Source organism: Mesorhizobium sp. Root695, from assembly GCF_001428185.1.
In the GTDB taxonomy this organism is placed as follows: domain Bacteria; phylum Pseudomonadota; class Alphaproteobacteria; order Rhizobiales; family Rhizobiaceae; genus Mesorhizobium.
Genome location: NZ_LMHO01000042.1, coordinates 150,126 through 169,388, shown reverse-complemented (window position 1 = coordinate 169,388; position 19,263 = coordinate 150,126). Strand labels below are relative to the sequence as shown.

Genomic DNA, 19,263 nt, shown 5'->3' with positions numbered 1-19,263 from the left:
ACATGAAATCAATCCTCAAACCGCTCCTGATGGTCGCAGCAATGGCGACGGGCATGACCGCGGTCGGCACGTTGCCGGCGCTGGCGCTCGTCGAGCTCAACGTCAACAAGGGCAATGTCGAGCCGCTGCCGATCGCCATCACGGATTTCCAGGGCGGCGACGCGCTTGGGGCGCAGATTTCGCAGATCGTCACCGCCGACCTGAAGCGTTCGGGCCTGTTCGCGCCGATCGACAAGAGCGCCTTCATCGAGAAAATCACCAACCCCGATGCAGCGCCCCGTTTCGACGACTGGAAGGTGATCAACGCGCAGGCGCTGGTCACCGGTAGCGTCAGCAAGGAAGCCGACGGCCGCATCCGCGCCCAGTACCGGTTGTGGGATACCTTTGCCGGCCAGCAGATGTCCGGCGAGCAGTTCTTCGCCAACGACGCCAATCAGCGGCGCGTCGCCCACATCATCGCCGACGCGATCTATGAGCGGCTGACCGGCGAGAAGGGTTATTTCGACACCCGCGTCGTCTTCATCGACGAATCCGGCGCCAAGAACGCGCGAAAGAAGCGCCTCGCCATCATGGACCAGGACGGCGCCAACGTCCGCTATCTCTCGGATGGCAGGTCGATCGTGCTGACGCCGCGTTTCTCGCCGAACCGGCAGGAAATCACCTACATGTCCTATGAAAGCGGCCAGCCGCGGGTGTACCTGCTGCAGATCGAGACCGGGCAGCGCGAACTGGTCGGCAATTTCCCCGGCATGACCTTTGCGCCGCGCTTTTCGCCCGACGGCCAGAAGGTGATCATGAGCCTGCTGCGCGACGACGGCAATTCCAACATCTTCGCCATGGATCTGCGCAGCCGTTCGACGACGCGCCTGACCAACTCGACCGCCATCGATACCTCGCCCTCCTATTCGCCCGACGGCAGCAAGGTGGTGTTCACCTCCGACCGTGGCGGCCGTGCGCAGATCTACGTGATGGGCGCCGACGGCTCGGGTCAGACCCGCATCTCCTTCGGCGACGGCGTCTATTCGACGCCAGTGTGGTCGCCGCGCGGCGACCTCATCGCCTTCACCAAGCAGACCGGCGGCGAATTCCAGATCGGCGTCATGAAGACCGACGGCTCGGGCGAGCGCATCCTCTCCTCCGGCTTCCAGCAGGAGGGGCCGACCTGGGCGCCGAACGGCCGCGTGCTGATGTTCTTCCGCGATTCGGCAGGGGGGCCAAAGCTGGTTTCCGTCGATCTTACCGGCCGCAACGAGCAATCGATCCCGACCGCGAATTTCGCTTCGGACCCGGCCTGGTCGCCGCTGCTGGAATAGGTTCGGCTGAATTGCCACACATGCTGAAAAGGGGCCGTTTCGGCCCCTTTTCCATGCCTTGGTCGCGTTTTGGCCGTATTTACGCCTAGGGTCCGCGTGAAATGTGGCTTCAGGCCAAACGGCTGCGGACGGGCAGCCTAAACCAAATTTTAACCGTGTTTCTTGAATGCCGGTTAACCCAAACGTGGTTACTGGGTGATCAACGAAATCACTCGAATACGATCACTCGAAATGCGAAGGAGAGGCGGCATGGGCCGTATCGCAGCACTTACCAGAAACCCGGTCATGATCGCGCTGGTGGCGATGCTCGCCATCGCCGGTTGCGCCTCGAAGAAGACGCCGAACAACGCGGCCGATCTTGGCCTTAACGGCGCGGGTGCTGCAACACCCGGATCGGCGCAGGACTTCACCGTCAACATCGGCGACCGCATCTTCTTCGATACGGACTCGACCTCGATCCGTGCCGACGCGCAGACGACCCTGGCTCGCCAGGCTCAGTGGCTGAACCAGTACAAGCAGTATGCCATCGTCATCGAAGGCCATGCCGACGAACGTGGCACACGTGAGTACAATCTGGCGCTCGGCGCCCGCCGTGCCGCCGCCACCCGCGACTTCCTCGTCGCCAAGGGTGTCTCGGCCAGCCGTCTCAAGACCATTTCCTACGGCAAGGAACGTCCGGTCGCGGTGTGCGACGACATCTCCTGCTGGTCGCAGAACCGCCGTGCGGTCACCACGCTCAGCGGCGCTGGTTCCTGAGGCATCGCGCAGCCGACCGGCGCGTCAAAAGAACGCGCGGCGGTGTAGCGGTAAAAATGCAACATACCTATGCGAAAGGCGGCCCTGGGGCCGCCTTTTTCATTTCCGGATGCCCGAAACAAAATTTGGCCGAAGTCTCGGCTCCTGCTATGAGCCGAGGGCGCTTGGCTGGTCCCATTCTGATTGGAAGGCGCGAACAAGCTAACGAAATCACGGCGAGAGGCACATGCATTTGAGATCGGTTCTGAGCGGCACGCTTGCGCTGCTGCTCCTATCAGGCGTCACCGCCTTGGCTAGCGGCTTGGAGGCGAGCGGCACAGGGCAATCAACCGACAGCGGCTTTTCCTTCCATCTGCCCAGCATCGAACTGCCCAGCCTTTTCGGCCAGAAGAAGAAGCCGGATCAGGTCCAGATAGTGCAGTCCGATCCTGCCGCCGTCACCAGCCTCGAAGAGCAGCTGCGGCAGATGAACGGCAAGATCGAGGAACTCAATTTCCAGGTCCTGCAGATGCAGGAGCAGATCCGCAAGCAGCAGGAAGATAATGAATTCCGCTTCCAGCAGCTTGAAGGCGGCGGCACGCAAGGCGGACAGCCGCCAGCACAGAAGAAATCGGATGCCACAACCGGCACCGACACCGACGTGGCTGCGGCCCCGGCAACACAGGCGCCGGCCGATGCCGGCGCCGCACCCGGCACCGATCAGGCAGCAGGCGGCAAGACGGTCCAGGACGTCATTGTCGAATCGCCCGAAGGCGACCCCGGCAAGGTTATTCCCGGTACGGGAGCGCCGGAAAAGACATTTGGAACCATCACCGTCGACAAGAACGGCAATGTCATCGATGCCGGCGGCAACACCCAGGCGACCGCGCCGGCGCAGGACACCGCGCCAGCCACCGGTGCGCCGGCCAAGGCCGGCAAATCCGACACGGTGATCGCGGCATTGCCCGCCACCAACGACCCGGAGGAACTCTACCGCAATTCCTACCAGTTCATCCTCTCGGGCGACTACGGCACCGCCGAGCAGGGCTTTCGCGACCACATCGCCCGCTTCCCCAAGGACGCGAAGGCGGCGGACGCGCATTACTGGCTGGGCGAGTCGCTGCTTGGCCAGCAGAAATACCGCGACGCCGCCGAGACTTTCCTTGCCGCCAGCAAGGACTATCCCAAGGCCAAGAAGGCGCCCGACATGTTGCTGAAGCTCGGCGTGTCGCTGGTCGGCCTCAAGCAGCATGATGTTGCCTGCGCCACCTTCAGCGAGGTCGGCAAGCGCTACCCTGATATTTCCAGTGCCCTCAAGGAACGCGTCAAGCAGGAGAAGGCTCTGGCCGCGTGCTGATCCTTCTGATGCATGTCGTTGTCCCAAGACCGGGGCCACTTTTGGGCGACACGCATTGATGCTCGACATCGAGCCTAATCTTTCGACCAGCCTTTTTTCGCATATCGATTTTACCAGCGGCGCTGTTGCGGCCGTATCCGGCGGCAGCGACTCGACCGCCCTGCTCCTTCTTCTCAAACACCATCTCGACCGCACGGCGCCGGCAACGAAGCTGCTGGCGGTGACGATCGACCACGGTTTGCGACCCGGTTCGGCAGCGGAAGCGCAAGCGGTGGCGAAGCTGTGCGCCACATATGCAATTTCACACCGCATCCTGGCATGGTCGGGCCCCAAGCCGTCGACCGGCCTGCCCGCCGCCGCGCGAGAGGCGCGCTACCGGCTGTTGGCCGAGGCGGCACAAGCGGAAGGCATCGGCCTGATCCTCACCGGCCATACCGCCGACGACCAGGCGGAGACCGTGCTGATGCGGCACGCGCGGGATGGTGGCCGAGAGTTTGTCGAAATGGCAGGCCGGGGACTTGCCGGCATGGCGCCGGCCACCTTGTATGACTGGCGCGGCTGGATCGTGCGGCCGCTTCTCGGCATGCGGCGCACGGGGTTGCGCGATGTCCTGCGCCGTCAAAATGTCGGCTGGGCCGACGACCCGACCAATGCCGACGAGGCTTTCGAGCGGCCGCGCATGCGGGCAGCCCTTGCCGAGGGCAACGGTGCGCGGCGCATCGACGATGCACTGGCGCTGGCCGCGCATGAGGGCCGTGCGCGCAGTCAACTCGGTCTCACTGCTGCGAGCTTGATCGGCGATTTCGCAACCCAGCCGGCCGGCGGGCTCATTCGTCTCGATCCGGGCTTGCTGAGCGCCGGTGACGCGCAGGCGGCCGTCTACGCGTTGCGCATCCTGCTGGCCACGACCGGCGGGATTGCCTTCCTGCCGGATCAGGCCCGCAGCGAGGCGCTGTTCGGCCGGCTGAAGGCCGGATTTCTTTGCGCCACATTGTCGCGGACGGTTGTCGATTCCCGGCGCGCCGGCATCTTCCTGCGCCGCGAGGCGCGAAGCTTGCCCGCCGCCGTCACTGCCACCGGCGACACTCTCTGGGACGGCCGCCGCCGCATCACATTGAACGACAGCAGCAGCGGATTGTTGATCGCCCCGTTCGGGACAACGGCGAAGCGACTGGCGATGGGCGAAGGAAAAACCCCGCCGAGCCTGATGCGCGCCGCGCTCGCCGCCGAGCCGGCGTTGTGGCAAGCCGGGGAATGCCGTGGTTTGCCTGGACATGGAGGGGTGTCCGCGATGGTTGAGGTGCGGCCGGTCGTTGCGCCCTTTGCCCGCTTCCTGCCGTCCTTCGATCTGGCGCCGGCGCGGGCCGTCGCCGACCTGATTGGCGCGGCCCCGGTGCCGCCCTTGCCTTTCAGCGGCCACAGTGCCGGTTGATGGTTGCGCGAAAGCTTAACCCAGACGTGCTGTTATGCTTGGCAAGGCGAGGCGCTCTCCCTATGTTAGGCGCAAGTTTCCTCTCATGACGCGTGTCCGCCTTGCGGACGCCAACGGGACAATTGATGAATCCGAACTATCGCAATCTCGCGCTCTGGGCGATCATAGCGGTCCTGCTCATTGCCCTGTTCAATCTGTTCCAGACGCCGCAGACGCGGGGGGCTTCCAGCGATGTGCCATATTCGCAGTTCCTGCAGGACGTCGCGGCGGGCCGGGTCAAGACGGTGACCATCGCAGGCGCTCGCATCAGCGGCACCTACACCGACAATGCCAGCGGCTTCCAGACCTATTCGCCCGGCGATCCTTCGCTGGTCTCGCGGCTGCAAGACAAGAACGTCACCATCAACGCGCGGCCTGAAACAGACGGTTCCAATTCGCTGTTTGGTTATCTGATCTCGTGGCTGCCGATGATCCTGATCCTTGGCGTCTGGATATTCTTCATGCGCCAGATGCAGTCCGGCTCCGGGCGCGCCATGGGTTTCGGAAAGTCCAAGGCCAAGCTGCTCACTGAAGCGCATGGCCGTGTCACCTTCCAGGACGTTGCCGGCGTCGACGAAGCCAAGGAAGATCTGGAAGAGATCGTCGAGTTCCTGCGCGATCCGCAGAAGTTCCAGCGGCTTGGCGGCAAGATCCCGCGCGGCGTGCTGCTCGTCGGCCCTCCGGGAACCGGCAAGACGCTGCTCGCCCGTTCGGTTGCCGGCGAAGCCAATGTGCCGTTCTTCACCATTTCCGGTTCGGACTTCGTCGAGATGTTCGTGGGCGTCGGCGCCAGCCGCGTCCGCGACATGTTTGACCAGGCCAAGAAGAACGCGCCCTGCATTATCTTCATCGACGAAATCGATGCTGTCGGCCGTCATCGCGGCGCCGGCCTCGGCGGCGGCAATGACGAACGCGAGCAGACGCTGAACCAGTTGCTGGTCGAGATGGACGGCTTCGAGTCCAACGAAAGCATCATCCTGATTGCTGCCACCAACCGGCCCGACGTGCTCGATCCGGCACTGCTCAGGCCAGGCCGCTTCGACCGCCAGGTTGTGGTGCCGAACCCCGATATCGTCGGCCGCGAGAAGATCCTCAAGGTGCATGTGCGCAACGTGCCGCTGGCGCCCAATGTCGACCTCAAGGTGATCGCGCGCGGTACGCCGGGCTTCTCCGGCGCCGACCTGATGAACCTCGTCAACGAATCCGCGCTTATGGCGGCACGCCGCAACAAGCGTCTCGTCACCATGGCTGAATTCGAGGACGCCAAGGACAAGATCATGATGGGGGCCGAGCGTCGTTCGTCGGCCATGACGCAGGCCGAGAAGGAGCTCACCGCCTACCACGAGGCCGGCCACGCCATCCTCGCGCTCAACGTGCCGTCGGCCGATCCGCTGCACAAGGCCACCATCATCCCGCGCGGCCGCGCGCTCGGCATGGTCATGCAGTTGCCCGAAGGCGACCGCTATTCGATGAGCTACAAATACATGATCTCGCGGCTCGCCATCATGATGGGCGGTCGTGTCGCCGAGGAGTTCAAGTTCGGCAAGGAGAATATCACCTCCGGCGCCTCTTCCGACATCGAGCAGGCGACCAAGCTGGCCCGCGCCATGGTTACGCGCTGGGGTTTTTCCGACAAGCTCGGCCATGTCGCTTACGGCGACAACCAGGAGGAAGTGTTCCTCGGCCATTCGGTGGCGCGCACGCAGAACGTCTCGGAAGAGACGGCGCAGATCATCGATGCCGAAGTGCGTCGTCTGATCGACGAGGCCTATTCGTCGGCGAAGTCCATCCTGACCAAGAAGAAGAAGGAATGGATCGCGCTGGCGCAGGGCCTGCTGGAGTACGAGACGCTGTCCGGCGAGGAGATCAAGCAGCTGATCGCCGGCCACAAGCCCGCGCGCGACCTTGGCGACGACACGCCGCCGAGCCGTGGCTCGGCCGTGCCGAAGTCCGGCGGCCGGCGCAAGAAGGGTCCAGAGCCCGAAGGCGGCATGGAGCCGCAGCCGTCGAGCTGAGTTCGACCAAGCAGGTTGATTTAGAAACGCCGCGGCATGTCCGCGGCGTTTTTGTTTGGCGTCTGCAAAAGATTGTTTTGCGATTGGCGAAAGCCGGCGTGGCAGCCAATCTCCCGCCGTGTGGGGGAGATGTCCGGCAGGACAGAGGGGGCGCTGTCCCGCCGACAAATCGAGTTTAGGCCTTCCGGCGGCGGACGATCCCTCTTGCCGTTCGATTCCTTGAGCCACCCTCTCCCAGCTGTCGTGAATGCAAGGAAACCAGACTAATTAGAGCAAGGCCGCGATCCTTCGCGCCCCCCTCTGCCCTGCCGGGCATCCCCCCACGTGGGGGGAGATCAGCAGTGTCGCCGGCAGCGCCTGCAGGGCTTCCGTCGTGGCAACAAAAAGCCCGCGAGCCTTGCGGGTCGCGGGCCTTTTCTTGTTCAGATGTTGTTGTCGTTCAGCTCTTCAGCTTGGCGTTGCACAGGCTGTAGAAGCCGCCGCCCTTCTGGATCCATTTCAGGCCGCCAAGCGCGTTGGCGTCCTTGAGGGCATAGTACTGGTCGAGGCAAGTATGCATGCGGCCTTTTCCGGGGGTCTCGCTGGCATATTTCGGCGAGATCGCGGACGGGAAAGTGACTCCCTTGGGCGCAGCCGTCGTCGGCTTCGCCGGCTCCTTGGTGTAGTTTGCCTCGTCGGCGGCCGGCACGGTGTCGTCATCGGATGCGCTGGCGCCGCATTCGTTCTTGCGGAAGTCGTTCCACTTCATGCCCTTCAGCGTGTTGGCCGTCTTGGCAGCCTGATATTTGGTGCTGCATTCGGCCATGCTCAGACCCTTGGCGGCATTATCGGCGGGAGCCGCGGCAGCCTTGGTGGTTGCCGGCTTTGCGGTGGCTGCGGCGGATGCACCGGCGGCGCATTCGGTCTTGCGGAAGTCGTTCCACTTCATGCCGTTCAGCGTCCCGGCAGCCTTCGCCGCCTGGTACTTGGTGCTGCATTCCTTCGCCGTCAGGCCCTTGGCCTGGCTGTTGTCCGCAGCAGCGGCTGGCTTGGGCGGTTTCGTTTCGGCAGCCTTCTTGGTCTCGGCAGCCTTCTTGGTGTCGGCGGCTTTCTTAGTGTCGGCTGGCTTGGTGTCGGTCGTGGCTGCGGCGTCGGTGCCGCACTGGGCCTTGCGGAACTGGTTCCAGGTCGCCCCGGCGAGTGTCCCCGCATCCTTGGCGGCGTTGTACTTCGTGCTGCATTCGGCCATCGTCAGTGCGTTGGCAGGCGCAACTAGGAACAAGGTCGCGACGGCGAGGCCGGTCAAAGTGGCAAGTCGGTGGATGAGCATAGCGTTTCTCCGTTGCAGCAGCCCATGATACGTCCCTGCGAATCAATAACGCTCAACGGTCGGTTGCGCCAGATACTAAGTGGCATATATATCGCCGAAAGCCGACTTCTCCCGATAAGGTGATGAAATCGTTGCCCGTTGTCGGATTCAGAGCAAGACTTTCCAGGTGCTTCTGCGCTGAAAGGCTCGCACGAATGGTGTATTGCAATATGGCAGTCGCGGTGTGTTAGGTTGCAGGCAGGTTGTGTGCCCTGCACGACAATGGTTTTCTAAGGATTGGTAACATATAATCACACAATGTGATCGTAGCGCCCTGGCCAATTGTGGCATGACGTGCCGGGGAAGAAACATCGAGGAAGCGGGCTAGCATGGCAGGGAATTATTTCGGCACGGACGGCATTCGCGGGCGCGCCAACAAGTTTCCGATGACCGCGGAAATCGCGATGCGGGTCGGCATGGCCGCCGGCCTCTCCTTCCAGCGCGGCAGCCATCGCCACCGCGTCGTGCTCGGCAAGGACACCAGGCTTTCCGGCTATATGATCGAAAATGCCATGGTCGCCGGTCTCTGCGCCGCCGGCATGGACGTGTTCTTGCTCGGCCCGATCCCAACGCCGGCGGTCGCCATGCTGGTGCGTTCGCTGCGCGCTGATATCGGCGTCATGATCTCGGCCTCGCACAATCCCTACTACGACAACGGCATCAAGCTGTTCGGACCCGACGGCTACAAGCTCTCCGACGAGATCGAGGAGCGCATCGAGAGCATGCTCGACAAGGATATCGAACTGGCGCTGGCCGATTCCGACGGGCTTGGCCGGGCCAAGCGCGTCGACGGCGTGCATGACCGCTACATCGAATTCGCCAAGCGCACCTTGCCGCGTTCAATGTCGCTCTCCGGCTTGAGGATCGTCGTCGATTGCGCCAACGGCGCGGCCTACAAGGTGGCGCCCGAGGCGCTGTGGGAGCTGGGCGCCGAGGTCGTCGCCATCAATGTCGAACCCAACGGCTTCAACATCAACAAGGAATGCGGCTCGACGCATCCCGCCGGCCTGCAGAAGAAAGTGCACGAAGTCCGCGCCGACATCGGCATCGCACTCGATGGCGATGCCGATCGCGTCGTCATTGTCGATGAGAACGGCGCGATCGTCGATGGCGACCAGATCATGGCGCTCATCGCCGAGTCCTGGCACCAGAGCGGGCGGCTTGCGGGCGGCGGTGTCGTTTCGACCGTCATGTCCAATCTCGGCCTCGAGCGCTTCCTCGGCGGCATGAAGCTGCAATTGCACCGCACCAAGGTCGGCGACCGTTATGTCGTCGAGCACATGCGCGCGCATGGGCTGAATGTCGGCGGCGAACAATCGGGCCATATCGTGCTGTCGGACTTTTCGACCACCGGCGACGGCCTCGTTTCGGCGCTGCAGGTGCTGGCCTGCATCAAGCGGCAGGGGCGGCCGGTCAGCGAATTGTCGAAGAAATTCGAACCAGTGCCGCAGCTTCTCAAGAACGTCCATATTTCCGGCGGTAAGCCGCTCGAGGAAGCGCCGGTCAAGGCAGCCATCGAAGATGCCCGTCACCGCCTCGGCAAGGCCGGGCGGCTGGTTATCCGGCCCTCCGGCACAGAGCCGCTGATCCGCGTCATGGCCGAGGGCGACGACCCGCAACTGGTCGAGTCCGTCGTCAACGGCATCGTCGACGTTATCTCGGAAACGCGCAGCGCCGCCTGATCCCCGGCGTTCCCGGGAGGGCGTCGCGCCGCACAGCTTCGCCAGCTCAAAGCCCGCCCTTCCGGCGGGCTTTTTCGTTGGTCCGGCGGTTGATTCCAACCTCCGGAAATCGCGCTCAACTCCTCGAAGTTTCGAGATTCGTGGTTAAGCAACAGGGTTAAACGCCTTTTAACCTTTGCAACTCATTATCCACGACTGAAAGCCAATCGCATTTCGGGCGGGTTCGCCGTTCCGAGCTTTTCAGGGGTGACAAGCATGTTCAATACAGCAAGAAAGGCTCTGCTCGCCTTACTGTTCGCGAGCCTGGCAGGACCGGTGTTCGCAGCCGACATGGCGGAACCGATGGTGGAAGAGGCTCCGCCTCAAGCCGTCTACGAGCAGCCGGTCGAAGTCGGCGGCTGGTACATCCGCGGCGACATCGACTATCACAAGTCTACCGTGCGCGGCATCGACTATATGACCTACACCGTCGATCCCTGTAACTGTTCGGTCACGCCCGGCACCAGAAGTTTCGATTTCGGTAAGCTCAAAGGCGGCTTCTCGCTCGGTGCCGGCGTCGGCTACAAGATCAACGACCACTTCCGTACCGATCTGACCGCCGACTACTGGTTCAAGTCGAACTTCAACGGCGGCACCTCAGATATCAACGGAACATCGACCGAAGTGTCGAAGATGAGCGCCCTGCTGCTGCTGGCCAATGCCTATGTCGATCTCGGCACCTATCACGGCATCACGCCCTATGTCGGTGCCGGCATCGGCGGTGCGCGCGTCAAGTGGGATACTGTCTACGACCCGAACACCACCGAGACCAATCCGGGAGCGTCCAACTGGCGTTTCGCCTACGCTCTGATGGCCGGCGCTTCCTACTGCCTGACGGACAAAATCATCCTCGATGCAGGCTACCGCTTCAGCCACATCCAAGGCGGCCGCATGTTCGAATGGGACGTGAGCAGCTCCGGCCCCGGCTTCGACCGTGGCATCAACACGCACGAAGTGCGCGGTGGCCTGCGCTATCAGTTCGGTGGCAACAATGGTTGCGCCGCGCCGGTGGTCGCCTACCAGCCCGAACCCGAGCCGATCTACACCAAGTAACACCTTCACTGCCTGAATATTCGCGAACCGCCCGGCATCGACCGGGCGGTTTTCGTTTGTACGTTTCGGATGAAATTCTTGAGAATCAATTTGCTAACGCTCCGTTAGCCTTAACCGACACTTAACCACTATGGTTAACAATGCTCCTTGAAACGATGGCTGCCGTTGCAATTGCTTGCGGCGCCAAATTCGGGAGTCGGGGACCATGAAACTCACATTGCGTATGGCGCTTGTCGCACTCGCCCTCGCACCGCTAACACCCGTGCACGCGGCCGACTACGATCCCCCGATCTATGTCGACCAGGCGCCCGACTATGTGCCGGTCGAGGTCGGCTCGGGCTGGTATCTGCGCGGTGATGTCTCCTATCTGGCGCAGAAGAGCTTCAAAAATGAGGATTTCTCCTTCACGCCTTCGCCACCTGCAAGCTTCAGCGACAAGGAAGATCCGATCTTTGCCAGCATCGGCTTCGGTTACCATTTCAACGACTATCTGCGCGCCGACCTCAATCTCGGCTATCTGCCCGGCAACGAGATCGGCGTTGGCTATGACGATTCAGCGACCGTAACAGCGCCGGACACGGCGACCGTGGCATCGGCGTCCCTGAAAAACTACGCCTTGTCGGGCATACTCAATGGCTATGTCGATCTTGGCACCTATGTCGGTATCACGCCCTATCTCGGCGCCGGTATCGGTGTCGTCCGCAGCAAGCGCAGCCTCTCGGCTAGCTACTTCACCGACAATAGCGATCCCAGCGATGATTTCGTGGTGAGCGACAGCAAGACCCAGTACTCCCTGGCCTATACGCTGAATGCCGGCCTTGCCTATCAGGTGTCCAAGAATGTTTCCGTCGATCTGGGCTATCAGTATTTTTCCGCCCCCAATGCCGAATATGTGACGGCGGAGAGCCTCGATTCCTATCCGATCCGCAAGGGGATCAGCAATCATCAGGTCAAGCTCGGGCTGCGCTACGATCTCTGGTAGGCGCGCCGCGAGCACGAGAATCAGGACGGCGGATCTCTTCGGTCCGCCGCTTGCGTTTGAGGTCACGACATTCTGATCACAGATCGCCGGTATCCCGCCAGCGACAAAAACTTTCCTCTTGACGCCCGAAGTCTGAACGCATATCGCCGTCCGTGGGCCACCCCTCCCCAACGAGGGGCCACTATCTGGAAGGATAGACCACGATGACGACGCATACGAAGCCCGGACTCCGTCCGGCAAACCCCAATTTTTCCTCAGGTCCCTGCGCAAAACGCCCCGGCTGGTCGGTCGAGGTGCTGAACAATGCCGCGCTCGGTCGTTCCCATCGCGCCAAGATCGGCAAGACCAAGCTCGAACAGGCGATCGAGCTGACGAGGGAAATTCTCCAGGTCCCGGCGGGTTACCGCATCGGCATCGTGCCGGCGTCGGACACCGGCGCTGTCGAGATGGCGCTGTGGTCGCTGCTCGGTGAGCGCGGCGTCGACATGGTCGCCTGGGAGAGCTTTGGCTCCGGCTGGGTCACCGACGTGGCCAAGCAATTGAAGCTCGCCGACGTGCGCAAGATCGAAGCCGGCTATGGCGAACTGCCGGACCTCGCAAAGATCGATTTCGACCGCGATGTGGTCTTCACCTGGAACGGCACCACGTCCGGCGTGCGCGTGCCGAACAGCGATTTCATTCCCGCGGACCGCAAGGGCCTGACCATCTGCGACGCGACTTCGGCCGCCTTCGCACAGAGGCTCGATTTCGAAAAACTCGATGTCGTCACCTTCTCCTGGCAGAAGGTGCTGGGCGGCGAGGGCGCACACGGCATGCTCATACTCAGCCCACGCGCCGTGGAGCGACTGGAGACCTACAAGCCTTCGTGGCCGCTGCCGAAAATCTTCCGCCTGACCTCGGGCGGCAAGCTGATCGAGGGCATCTTCAAGGGCGAGACCATCAACACGCCCTCAATGCTGTGCGTCGAAGACTATCTCGATGCGCTCAACTGGGCGAAGTCGATCGGTGGCCTCGATGCGCTGATCGCGAGGGCGGATGCCAATGCGGCCGTCCTGGATGGCTTTGTCGGCAAGTCCTCATGGCTCGGTCATCTCGCCGCCCTCCCGGCGACGCGGTCGAACACCTCGGTCTGCCTGTCCTTCACCGACCCGGATGTGTCGGCGCTCGACGCCGACGGGCAGGCGGCTTTCGCCAAGGGACTGGTGTCGGTGCTCGACAAGGAAGGTGTCGCCTACGATATCGGCGCCTATCGCGACGCACCGCCCGGCCTGCGTATCTGGTGCGGTGCGACGGTCGAGACGTCAGATCTCGAAGCGCTGCTCCCCTGGCTCGACTGGGCCTTCGCCGCACAGAAGGCGTCGCTCAAAGCGGCGGCCTGACATTCTCCGGTAGCGGCCTTCGGGCCGCCCATTCCCATCAGGATCAATATCCATTTCAAGGAGGCCGCCATGGCGCCCCGCGTTCTCGTCTCAGACAAACTTTCTCCCACCGCCGTGCAGATCTTCAAGGATCGTGGCGTCGAGGTCGACTATCTGCCCGATCTCGGCAAGGACAAGGAAAAGCTCGCCGAAGTGATCGGCCAGTATGATGGCCTCGCCATCCGCTCGGCGACCAAGGTCACCGAAAAGCTGATCAACGCCGCCACCAATCTCAAAGTCATCGGCCGCGCGGGCATCGGCGTCGACAATGTCGATATCCCGGCGGCGAGCCGCAAGGGCATCATCGTGATGAACACGCCCTTCGGCAATTCGATCACGACAGCCGAACATGCGGTGGCGATGATCTTCGCGCTTGCCCGCCAGATCCCGGAAGCCAACGCTTCGACCCATGCCGGTAAATGGGAAAAGAACCGCTTCATGGGGGTCGAGATCACCGGCAAGACGCTGGGCGTCATCGGCTGCGGCAACATCGGCTCGATCGTCGCGACGCGCGGCGTCGGGCTGAAGATGCATGTCATCGCCTTCGATCCGTTCCTGTCGGACAGCCGTGCCGAGGAACTCGGCGTCGACAAGGTCGAGTTGGACGAACTGTTCGCCCGTGCCGACTTCATCACGCTGCACACGCCGCTGACCGACAAGACGCGCAACATCATCGATGCGGCGGCTATCGCCAAGATGAAGAAAGGTGTGCGCATCATCAACTGCGCGCGCGGCGGGCTCATCGTCGAGGCCGATCTGGTCGCGGCGCTGAAGAGCGGCAAGGTGGCGGGCGCCGGCGTCGACGTGTTCGAGGTCGAACCGGCCGAGAACAACGAGCTGTTCGGCATGGAGAACGTGGTGGCGACGCCGCATCTCGGCGCCTCGACAGCGGAAGCGCAAGAGAATGTCGCGCTGCAGGTTGCCGAGCAGATGGCCGATTATCTGATCAAGGGCGCGGTTTCCAACGCCATCAACATGCCGTCGATCACCGCCGAGGAAGCACCGAGGCTGAAGCCCTTCGTCAAGCTCGCCGAAGTGCTCGGCGCCTTTGTCGGCCAGGTCACCGAGGATCCGATCAAGGAGGTCGAGATCCTGTTCGACGGCGCGACCGCGACGATGAACACACGCGCACTGATCAGCGCCGCGCTTGCCGGGCTGATCCGGCCGCAGGTCTCCGACGTCAACATGGTGTCGGCGCCGATCATGGTGAAGGAGCGCGGCATCATTGTTGCCGAGGTCAAGCGCGACAAGTCGGGCGTGTTCGACGGCTACATCAAGCTGACGGTGACGACCGAGCACAAGACCCGCTCGATCGCCGGCACCTGCTTCTCGGACGGCAAGCCGCGTTTCATCCAGATCAAGGGCATCAATCTCGACGCCGAGGTCGGCCAGCACATGCTCTACACGACCAATGCCGATGCGCCGGGCATTATCGGCCTGCTCGGCACGGTCTGCGGCGAGAACGGCGTCAACATCGCCAACTTCCAGCTCGGCCGCAACCGGCCGGGCGGCGATGCCATCGCGCTGCTCTATCTCGATGCGCCGTTTCCGGAAAAAGTGCTGGAACAGGTGCGGGCGCACAAGTCGATCGATTCGGCCAAGCGGCTGCAGTTCGACGTCAACGCGATGTGATCTGCACTCGTTATGAGAGATCAAAAGGCGCGGCCTGGACCGCGCCTTCCTGTTCAGCGTGTCCTGGCTGACGGCAGAGCCGCCATTTTGCGTCCGCTGTATTCGGCAAGCCCGATGCCGCCCAGCACGAGTACCAAAGCCAGTGCCTGGTAAAGCTGGAACGTCTCGCCGACGATCAGCACCGACAGCAGCGTGCCGAAGATCGGCACCAGATTGATGAACAGGCCGGCGCGGTTGGCACCGATCAGTTCGTTTCCCCTGATGTAGAATATCTGCGAGATGACCGAGGCGCCGATCGCGGTATAGAAGATAACCGTCCAGCCGCGCGCGTCGGGCACAATGACCTTGCCGGCAGCGACCTCCCACAGGAAGAACGGCAGCGAGGTGACGAGTGCCGCAACCGACAGGGCCAGCATCAGGCTCTGCCAATGCATAATCGGCTTCAGCCGCAGCCCGACCGAATAGCCGCTGTAGAGAAACACGGCGACTAGCATGATGGCGTCGCCGAAATTGAGCTCCAGCGTCAACAGCCGGCGCGGATCGCCGTGGCAGGCAGTCAGGATCACGCCGGCGACGGTCAGCACGACGCCGACAATCTGCGCCCAGTTCACGCGCAGGCGGAAGAAGACGAAATTGGCGACGATGATCAGGATCGGCATCGCCGCCTGTTCGATCGAGACGTTGATCGCCGTCGTGTAGTTGAGCGCCGTGTAGAAGATGGTGTTGAACAGAGTGAAGCCGCTGGCGCCGAGCGCCGCCAGCACGAGCCAGTGCTTGCGCACCACCGGCCAGTCCTTTTGGATCGTCTTCCAGCCTATCGGCAGCATGATTGCCACGGCCAGCACCCAGCGCAGGAAGACCAGCGTCATTGGCGAGACGTGTTCGACCGCCAGCTTGCCGGCCACCGAGTTGCCGCCCCACAGCAAGGTGGTGAGCAGCAGGAATATGTAGGCGCTTCGATGCATCGCGGATTCCGCCCGCGGGGTCGCGGTGTTTGCCGGCCTATTGCCCCCGTGTGCCCAAGTAAATGATGTCAAAGCCGAAAATTGTTGTGCCTCAAGGCATTTTCGACGGCAAAGAAAGGTCGCGCTCGCGAGGTCTTGACGTTATAGAGGCCTGTCGTTTCGAACCGTATTCAAGCCGCTTGGCGGCGTCTCAAGGGAAAAGAAACATGGCCAATGTGGTGGTCGTCGGCTCGCAGTGGGGCGACGAAGGCAAGGGCAAGATCGTCGACTGGCTGTCGGAGCGGGCCGATGTCGTGGTGCGTTTTCAGGGCGGCCACAATGCCGGCCACACGCTGGTCGTCGACGGGAAGGTCTACAAATTGTCATTGCTTCCGTCGGGCGTCGTGCGCCAGGGCAAGCTGTCCATCATCGGCAATGGCGTTGTTTTCGACCCGCACGCTTTCGTCGCCGAAGTGGCCAAGCTCATGGCGCAAGGCGTCGAGGTGACGCCAGATCGCCTGAAAATAGCCGAAAACACGGCGCTTATCCTGTCCCTGCATCGGGAACTGGACGGATTCCGCGAGGACGCCGCCTCCAATTCCGGAACGAAGATTGGCACGACCCGTCGTGGCATCGGCCCCGCCTACGAGGACAAGGTGGGCCGGCGCGCTGTCAGGGTGATGGATTTGGCGGATTTGGAAACGCTGCCCTTGAAGGTAGACAGGCTGCTGACGCACCACAATGCGCTGCGTCGCGGGCTTGGCCATGCCGAAGTCACGCATGATGCGATCATGCATGAGCTGACCTCGGTTGCGCACGAGATCCTGCCCTACATGGATCGGGTCTGGAAAATCCTCGACGACAAGCGCCGGGCTGGCGAGCGCATCCTGTTCGAGGGCGCGCAAGGCACGCTGCTCGATATCGACCACGGCACCTATCCGTTCGTCACCTCGTCGAACACCGTCGCCGGACAGGCGGCCGCCGGCTCCGGCGTCGGCCCGGGCGCCATCGGTTATGTGCTCGGCATCACCAAGGCCTATACGACGCGCGTCGGCGAAGGTCCGTTCCCGACCGAGCAGAAGAACGAGATCGGTGAATTCCTCGGCACGCGCGGCCATGAATTCGGCGTCGTCACCGGGCGCAAGCGCCGCTGCGGCTGGTTCGACGCGGTACTGGTGCGCCAGGCCGTCGCCGTCAACGGCATCAAGGGCATCGCGCTGACCAAGCTCGACGTGCTCGACGGGCTGGACGAGATCAAGGTCTGCACCGGCTACCGCCTTGACGGCGAGATGATCGACTATCTTCCGGCCAGCCAGGGCGCGCAGGCACGCGTCGAGCCGGTCTACGAGACGCTCGAGGGATGGAAAGGCACCACTGCCGGCGCGCGCAGCTGGAACGATCTGCCGGCCCAGGCCGTCAAGTATGTCCGTTACATCGAGGAGCTCATCGGCGCTCCGGTCGCGCTCCTTTCCACCAGCCCGGAACGCGACGACACGATACTTGTGACCGATCCGTTTCAAGACTAGTTTCTGAAGCCTTTCCGGGCATCGCGGCTGATTTGAGGGGGCCGGCGCGGAAACAAAATACAGGTCGACTGAAGCATGGCAGATTTCGTTGCTGTTCTGAAAAAGGCGCTCGACAAGTACGGCGAGCCCACGCCGGAAACGCGCACGCGGACCTACGATGGCGCTCGTTCCGCACTTGAAAGAAAACTTGCGGAATTCTCGCCGCCGCTGTCCGCGGAGGTCATAGCCAAGCAGAAACGCTCCCTGGAAGACGCCATCGCGAGCGTCGAGCGGGATTATGCCAAGGGCGTGCGGGAGACCGACCCGCTCGCGGAACTGGAACACATCTTTTCCTCAATCGATCGCAACAAGAACCAGCCGAGCCATACACGGCAACCGGCGAAGGCGGAATCAGCCTGGCCGGCACCGCCCGCCGCCAAGCCTGAACCTCATCAACCCCCGCCGCCCCCTGCCGCCAAGGTCGAGCCAAGCTGGAAGCCCGCAGCCGCACCTTCCCAGTCAGCTCGCGCCGACACGCCTCTCCCAGGCATGGACGCTGCAGGTATGGACGCCGATGAGGCGGACGACGGGGCCGATGTCTTTTCCAGCAACGAAGAGCCGGTGTCGGAGACCTTTCAGCGCCTGCGCCCGGCGGAACGCAAGCGCAGCTATGGCGGGCTGATCGCCGCCGTCGTCGCGCTGCTGGTCGTTGCCGGCGGCGGCTACGGCATCTGGCTGAACAAGGACGCCTTCGGCAAGATGCTGGGGCTTGGCGGCAACCAGGTCGCGAAGACCGAATCGGTGAAACCAGCACCTGCCAAGCCGGCAACCGATGCGGCGGCAACGCCGCCGGCGCCTGCGGCCGGTGGCACGGAAGCCGAAAGCACGAAATTCACCCAGCGGCTGACGCCGCAGGGCAGTGAAGTCGACCCCGGCCCGGCCGGCGGACAAAGTGGCATCGGCGAAGGCGAATCGGTCGCCGCGCTGACCACGCCGCCCTCGGCGACCAACGCGCCGGCAATTTCCGCACCGGCCGCCGGCACCCCGGCTGCGGCCGCACCTGCCACAACGCCGGCACCGGGCACCGCGCCCGCGACGCCGCCTGCTACGGGAGCTGCGCCGGCCGATGCCGCCGCCACACCGCCAACGCCGGCAGGCGCCACGCCAGCGGCGCCGGCAGCCGCGCCCGCGGAAACCGCTCTGCCGGTTGGCCAGAAGGCGATCTTCTATGAAGAGCGCACCAGCACCGCCCAGGGTTCGGCGGAGCCCGGCAACATCGTCTGGTCGCTGGTGCAGGAATCGCCCGGAGGCGACCTGCCGCCGGAGCCGGCGATCCGCGCTGAGGCAACCATTCCCGGCAAGGACATCCAGTTGCGCATGACCATCCGCCGCAACACCGACCAGACCTTGCCGGCCAGCCATATCATCGAGATGATCTTCCTGACCCCCGACGGTTTCGAAGGCGGCGGCGTCGACAACATCCTGCGCGTCGCCATGAAGAGTTCGGAACAGGATGCCGGCAGCCCGCTGATCGGCATTCCGGCCAAGATCGCCGACGGTTTCTTCCTCGTCGCGCTCAACGACACCAAGGCGGACGAGGACGCCAACATGACCTTGCTTCGTGGTCAGGACTGGATCGACGTGCCGGTCGTCTACAAGACCGGACGGCGGGCGCTGCTGACCATGGAAAAGGGCATTCCCGGCGAGAAGGTGTTCGACGAGGCGATCAAGGCCTGGCAGGCGAAAACGGCTGGCTGAGAAACGCCGTA

14 protein-coding genes are annotated in these 19,263 nt (G+C 63.1%); 12 read left to right on the top strand and 2 right to left on the bottom strand.

The annotated features are described in order from the left end of the window. Positions 1 to 2 precede the first annotated feature (2 nt). The 5 genes from tolB to ftsH all read left to right on the top strand — a co-directional run bounded on the left by tolB (position 3) and on the right by ftsH (position 6,891). On the top strand, positions 3 to 1,313 hold the full coding sequence (gene tolB / locus ASD99_RS26115; RefSeq protein ID WP_057145357.1) for a Tol-Pal system beta propeller repeat protein TolB: 1,311 nt from the start codon (positions 3 to 5) through the stop codon (positions 1,311 to 1,313). Positions 1,314 to 1,562: 249 nt separating this feature from the next. After that, positions 1,563 to 2,069, top strand: coding sequence for a peptidoglycan-associated lipoprotein Pal (gene pal / locus ASD99_RS26110; protein WP_056586484.1), 507 nt, complete (start codon positions 1,563 to 1,565; stop codon positions 2,067 to 2,069). 226 nt (positions 2,070 to 2,295) lie between these two features. Beyond that, positions 2,296 to 3,405, top strand: a complete 1,110-nt coding sequence (gene ybgF, locus ASD99_RS26105; protein WP_056586487.1) for a tol-pal system protein YbgF — start codon at positions 2,296 to 2,298, stop codon at positions 3,403 to 3,405. A gap of 58 nt (positions 3,406 to 3,463) precedes the next feature. Continuing rightward, positions 3,464 to 4,837, top strand: a complete 1,374-nt coding sequence (gene tilS / locus ASD99_RS26100) for a tRNA lysidine(34) synthetase TilS (RefSeq protein ID WP_057145356.1) — start codon at positions 3,464 to 3,466, stop codon at positions 4,835 to 4,837. A 125-nt stretch (positions 4,838 to 4,962) separates the two neighbouring features. Next, positions 4,963 to 6,891: an ATP-dependent zinc metalloprotease FtsH gene (gene ftsH / locus ASD99_RS26095; protein WP_023811859.1), complete on the top strand. Its 1,929-nt coding sequence runs from the start codon at positions 4,963 to 4,965 to the stop codon at positions 6,889 to 6,891. Positions 6,892 to 7,330: 439 nt separating this feature from the next. Here the strand turns inward: ftsH and ASD99_RS26090 are convergent, their stop codons facing one another. Further along, positions 7,331 to 8,200, bottom strand: a complete 870-nt coding sequence (locus tag ASD99_RS26090; RefSeq protein WP_057145355.1) for a hypothetical protein — start codon at positions 8,198 to 8,200, stop codon at positions 7,331 to 7,333. Positions 8,201 to 8,568: 368 nt separating this feature from the next. Between ASD99_RS26090 and glmM the strand changes: the two genes are divergently transcribed. From glmM to serA, 5 genes are all read left to right on the top strand, one after another. Next, the gene (glmM, locus tag ASD99_RS26085) at positions 8,569 to 9,921 is read left to right on the top strand and encodes a phosphoglucosamine mutase (protein WP_056586498.1); all 1,353 of its coding nucleotides are present in this window, start codon (positions 8,569 to 8,571) and stop codon (positions 9,919 to 9,921) included. Positions 9,922 to 10,176: 255 nt separating this feature from the next. Then, positions 10,177 to 11,013 carry an outer membrane protein gene (locus tag ASD99_RS26080; RefSeq protein WP_056586501.1) on the top strand — a complete coding sequence of 279 codons (837 nt, stop codon included), beginning with the start codon at positions 10,177 to 10,179 and terminating at the stop codon, positions 11,011 to 11,013. A 205-nt stretch (positions 11,014 to 11,218) separates the two neighbouring features. Further along, complete coding sequence (locus ASD99_RS26075) at positions 11,219 to 11,995, top strand: outer membrane protein (RefSeq protein WP_057145354.1); 777 nt, start codon at positions 11,219 to 11,221, stop codon at positions 11,993 to 11,995. Between the two features lie 203 nt (positions 11,996 to 12,198). Beyond that, the gene (locus ASD99_RS26070; protein ID WP_056586507.1) at positions 12,199 to 13,374 is read left to right on the top strand and encodes a phosphoserine transaminase; all 1,176 of its coding nucleotides are present in this window, start codon (positions 12,199 to 12,201) and stop codon (positions 13,372 to 13,374) included. A gap of 69 nt (positions 13,375 to 13,443) precedes the next feature. Further along, positions 13,444 to 15,045, top strand: coding sequence for a phosphoglycerate dehydrogenase (gene serA / locus ASD99_RS26065; protein WP_057145353.1), 1,602 nt, complete (start codon positions 13,444 to 13,446; stop codon positions 15,043 to 15,045). A gap of 53 nt (positions 15,046 to 15,098) precedes the next feature. Here serA and ASD99_RS26060 read toward each other — a convergent pair whose 3' ends face one another. Continuing rightward, a complete protein-coding gene (locus tag ASD99_RS26060) occupies positions 15,099 to 16,010 on the bottom strand; it encodes a DMT family transporter (RefSeq protein WP_057145352.1) in 912 nt (303 codons plus the stop codon). Positions 16,011 to 16,216: 206 nt separating this feature from the next. On the opposite strand from ASD99_RS26060, the gene ASD99_RS26055 reads away from it, so the two are divergent. Both ASD99_RS26055 and ASD99_RS26050 read left to right on the top strand, forming a co-directional pair. Next, a complete protein-coding gene (locus ASD99_RS26055) occupies positions 16,217 to 17,515 on the top strand; it encodes an adenylosuccinate synthase (protein ID WP_056586516.1) in 1,299 nt (432 codons plus the stop codon). Positions 17,516 to 17,590: 75 nt separating this feature from the next. Then, a complete protein-coding gene (locus ASD99_RS26050; RefSeq protein WP_057145351.1) occupies positions 17,591 to 19,252 on the top strand; it encodes a hypothetical protein in 1,662 nt (553 codons plus the stop codon). Positions 19,253 to 19,263: the final 11 nt, after the last annotated feature.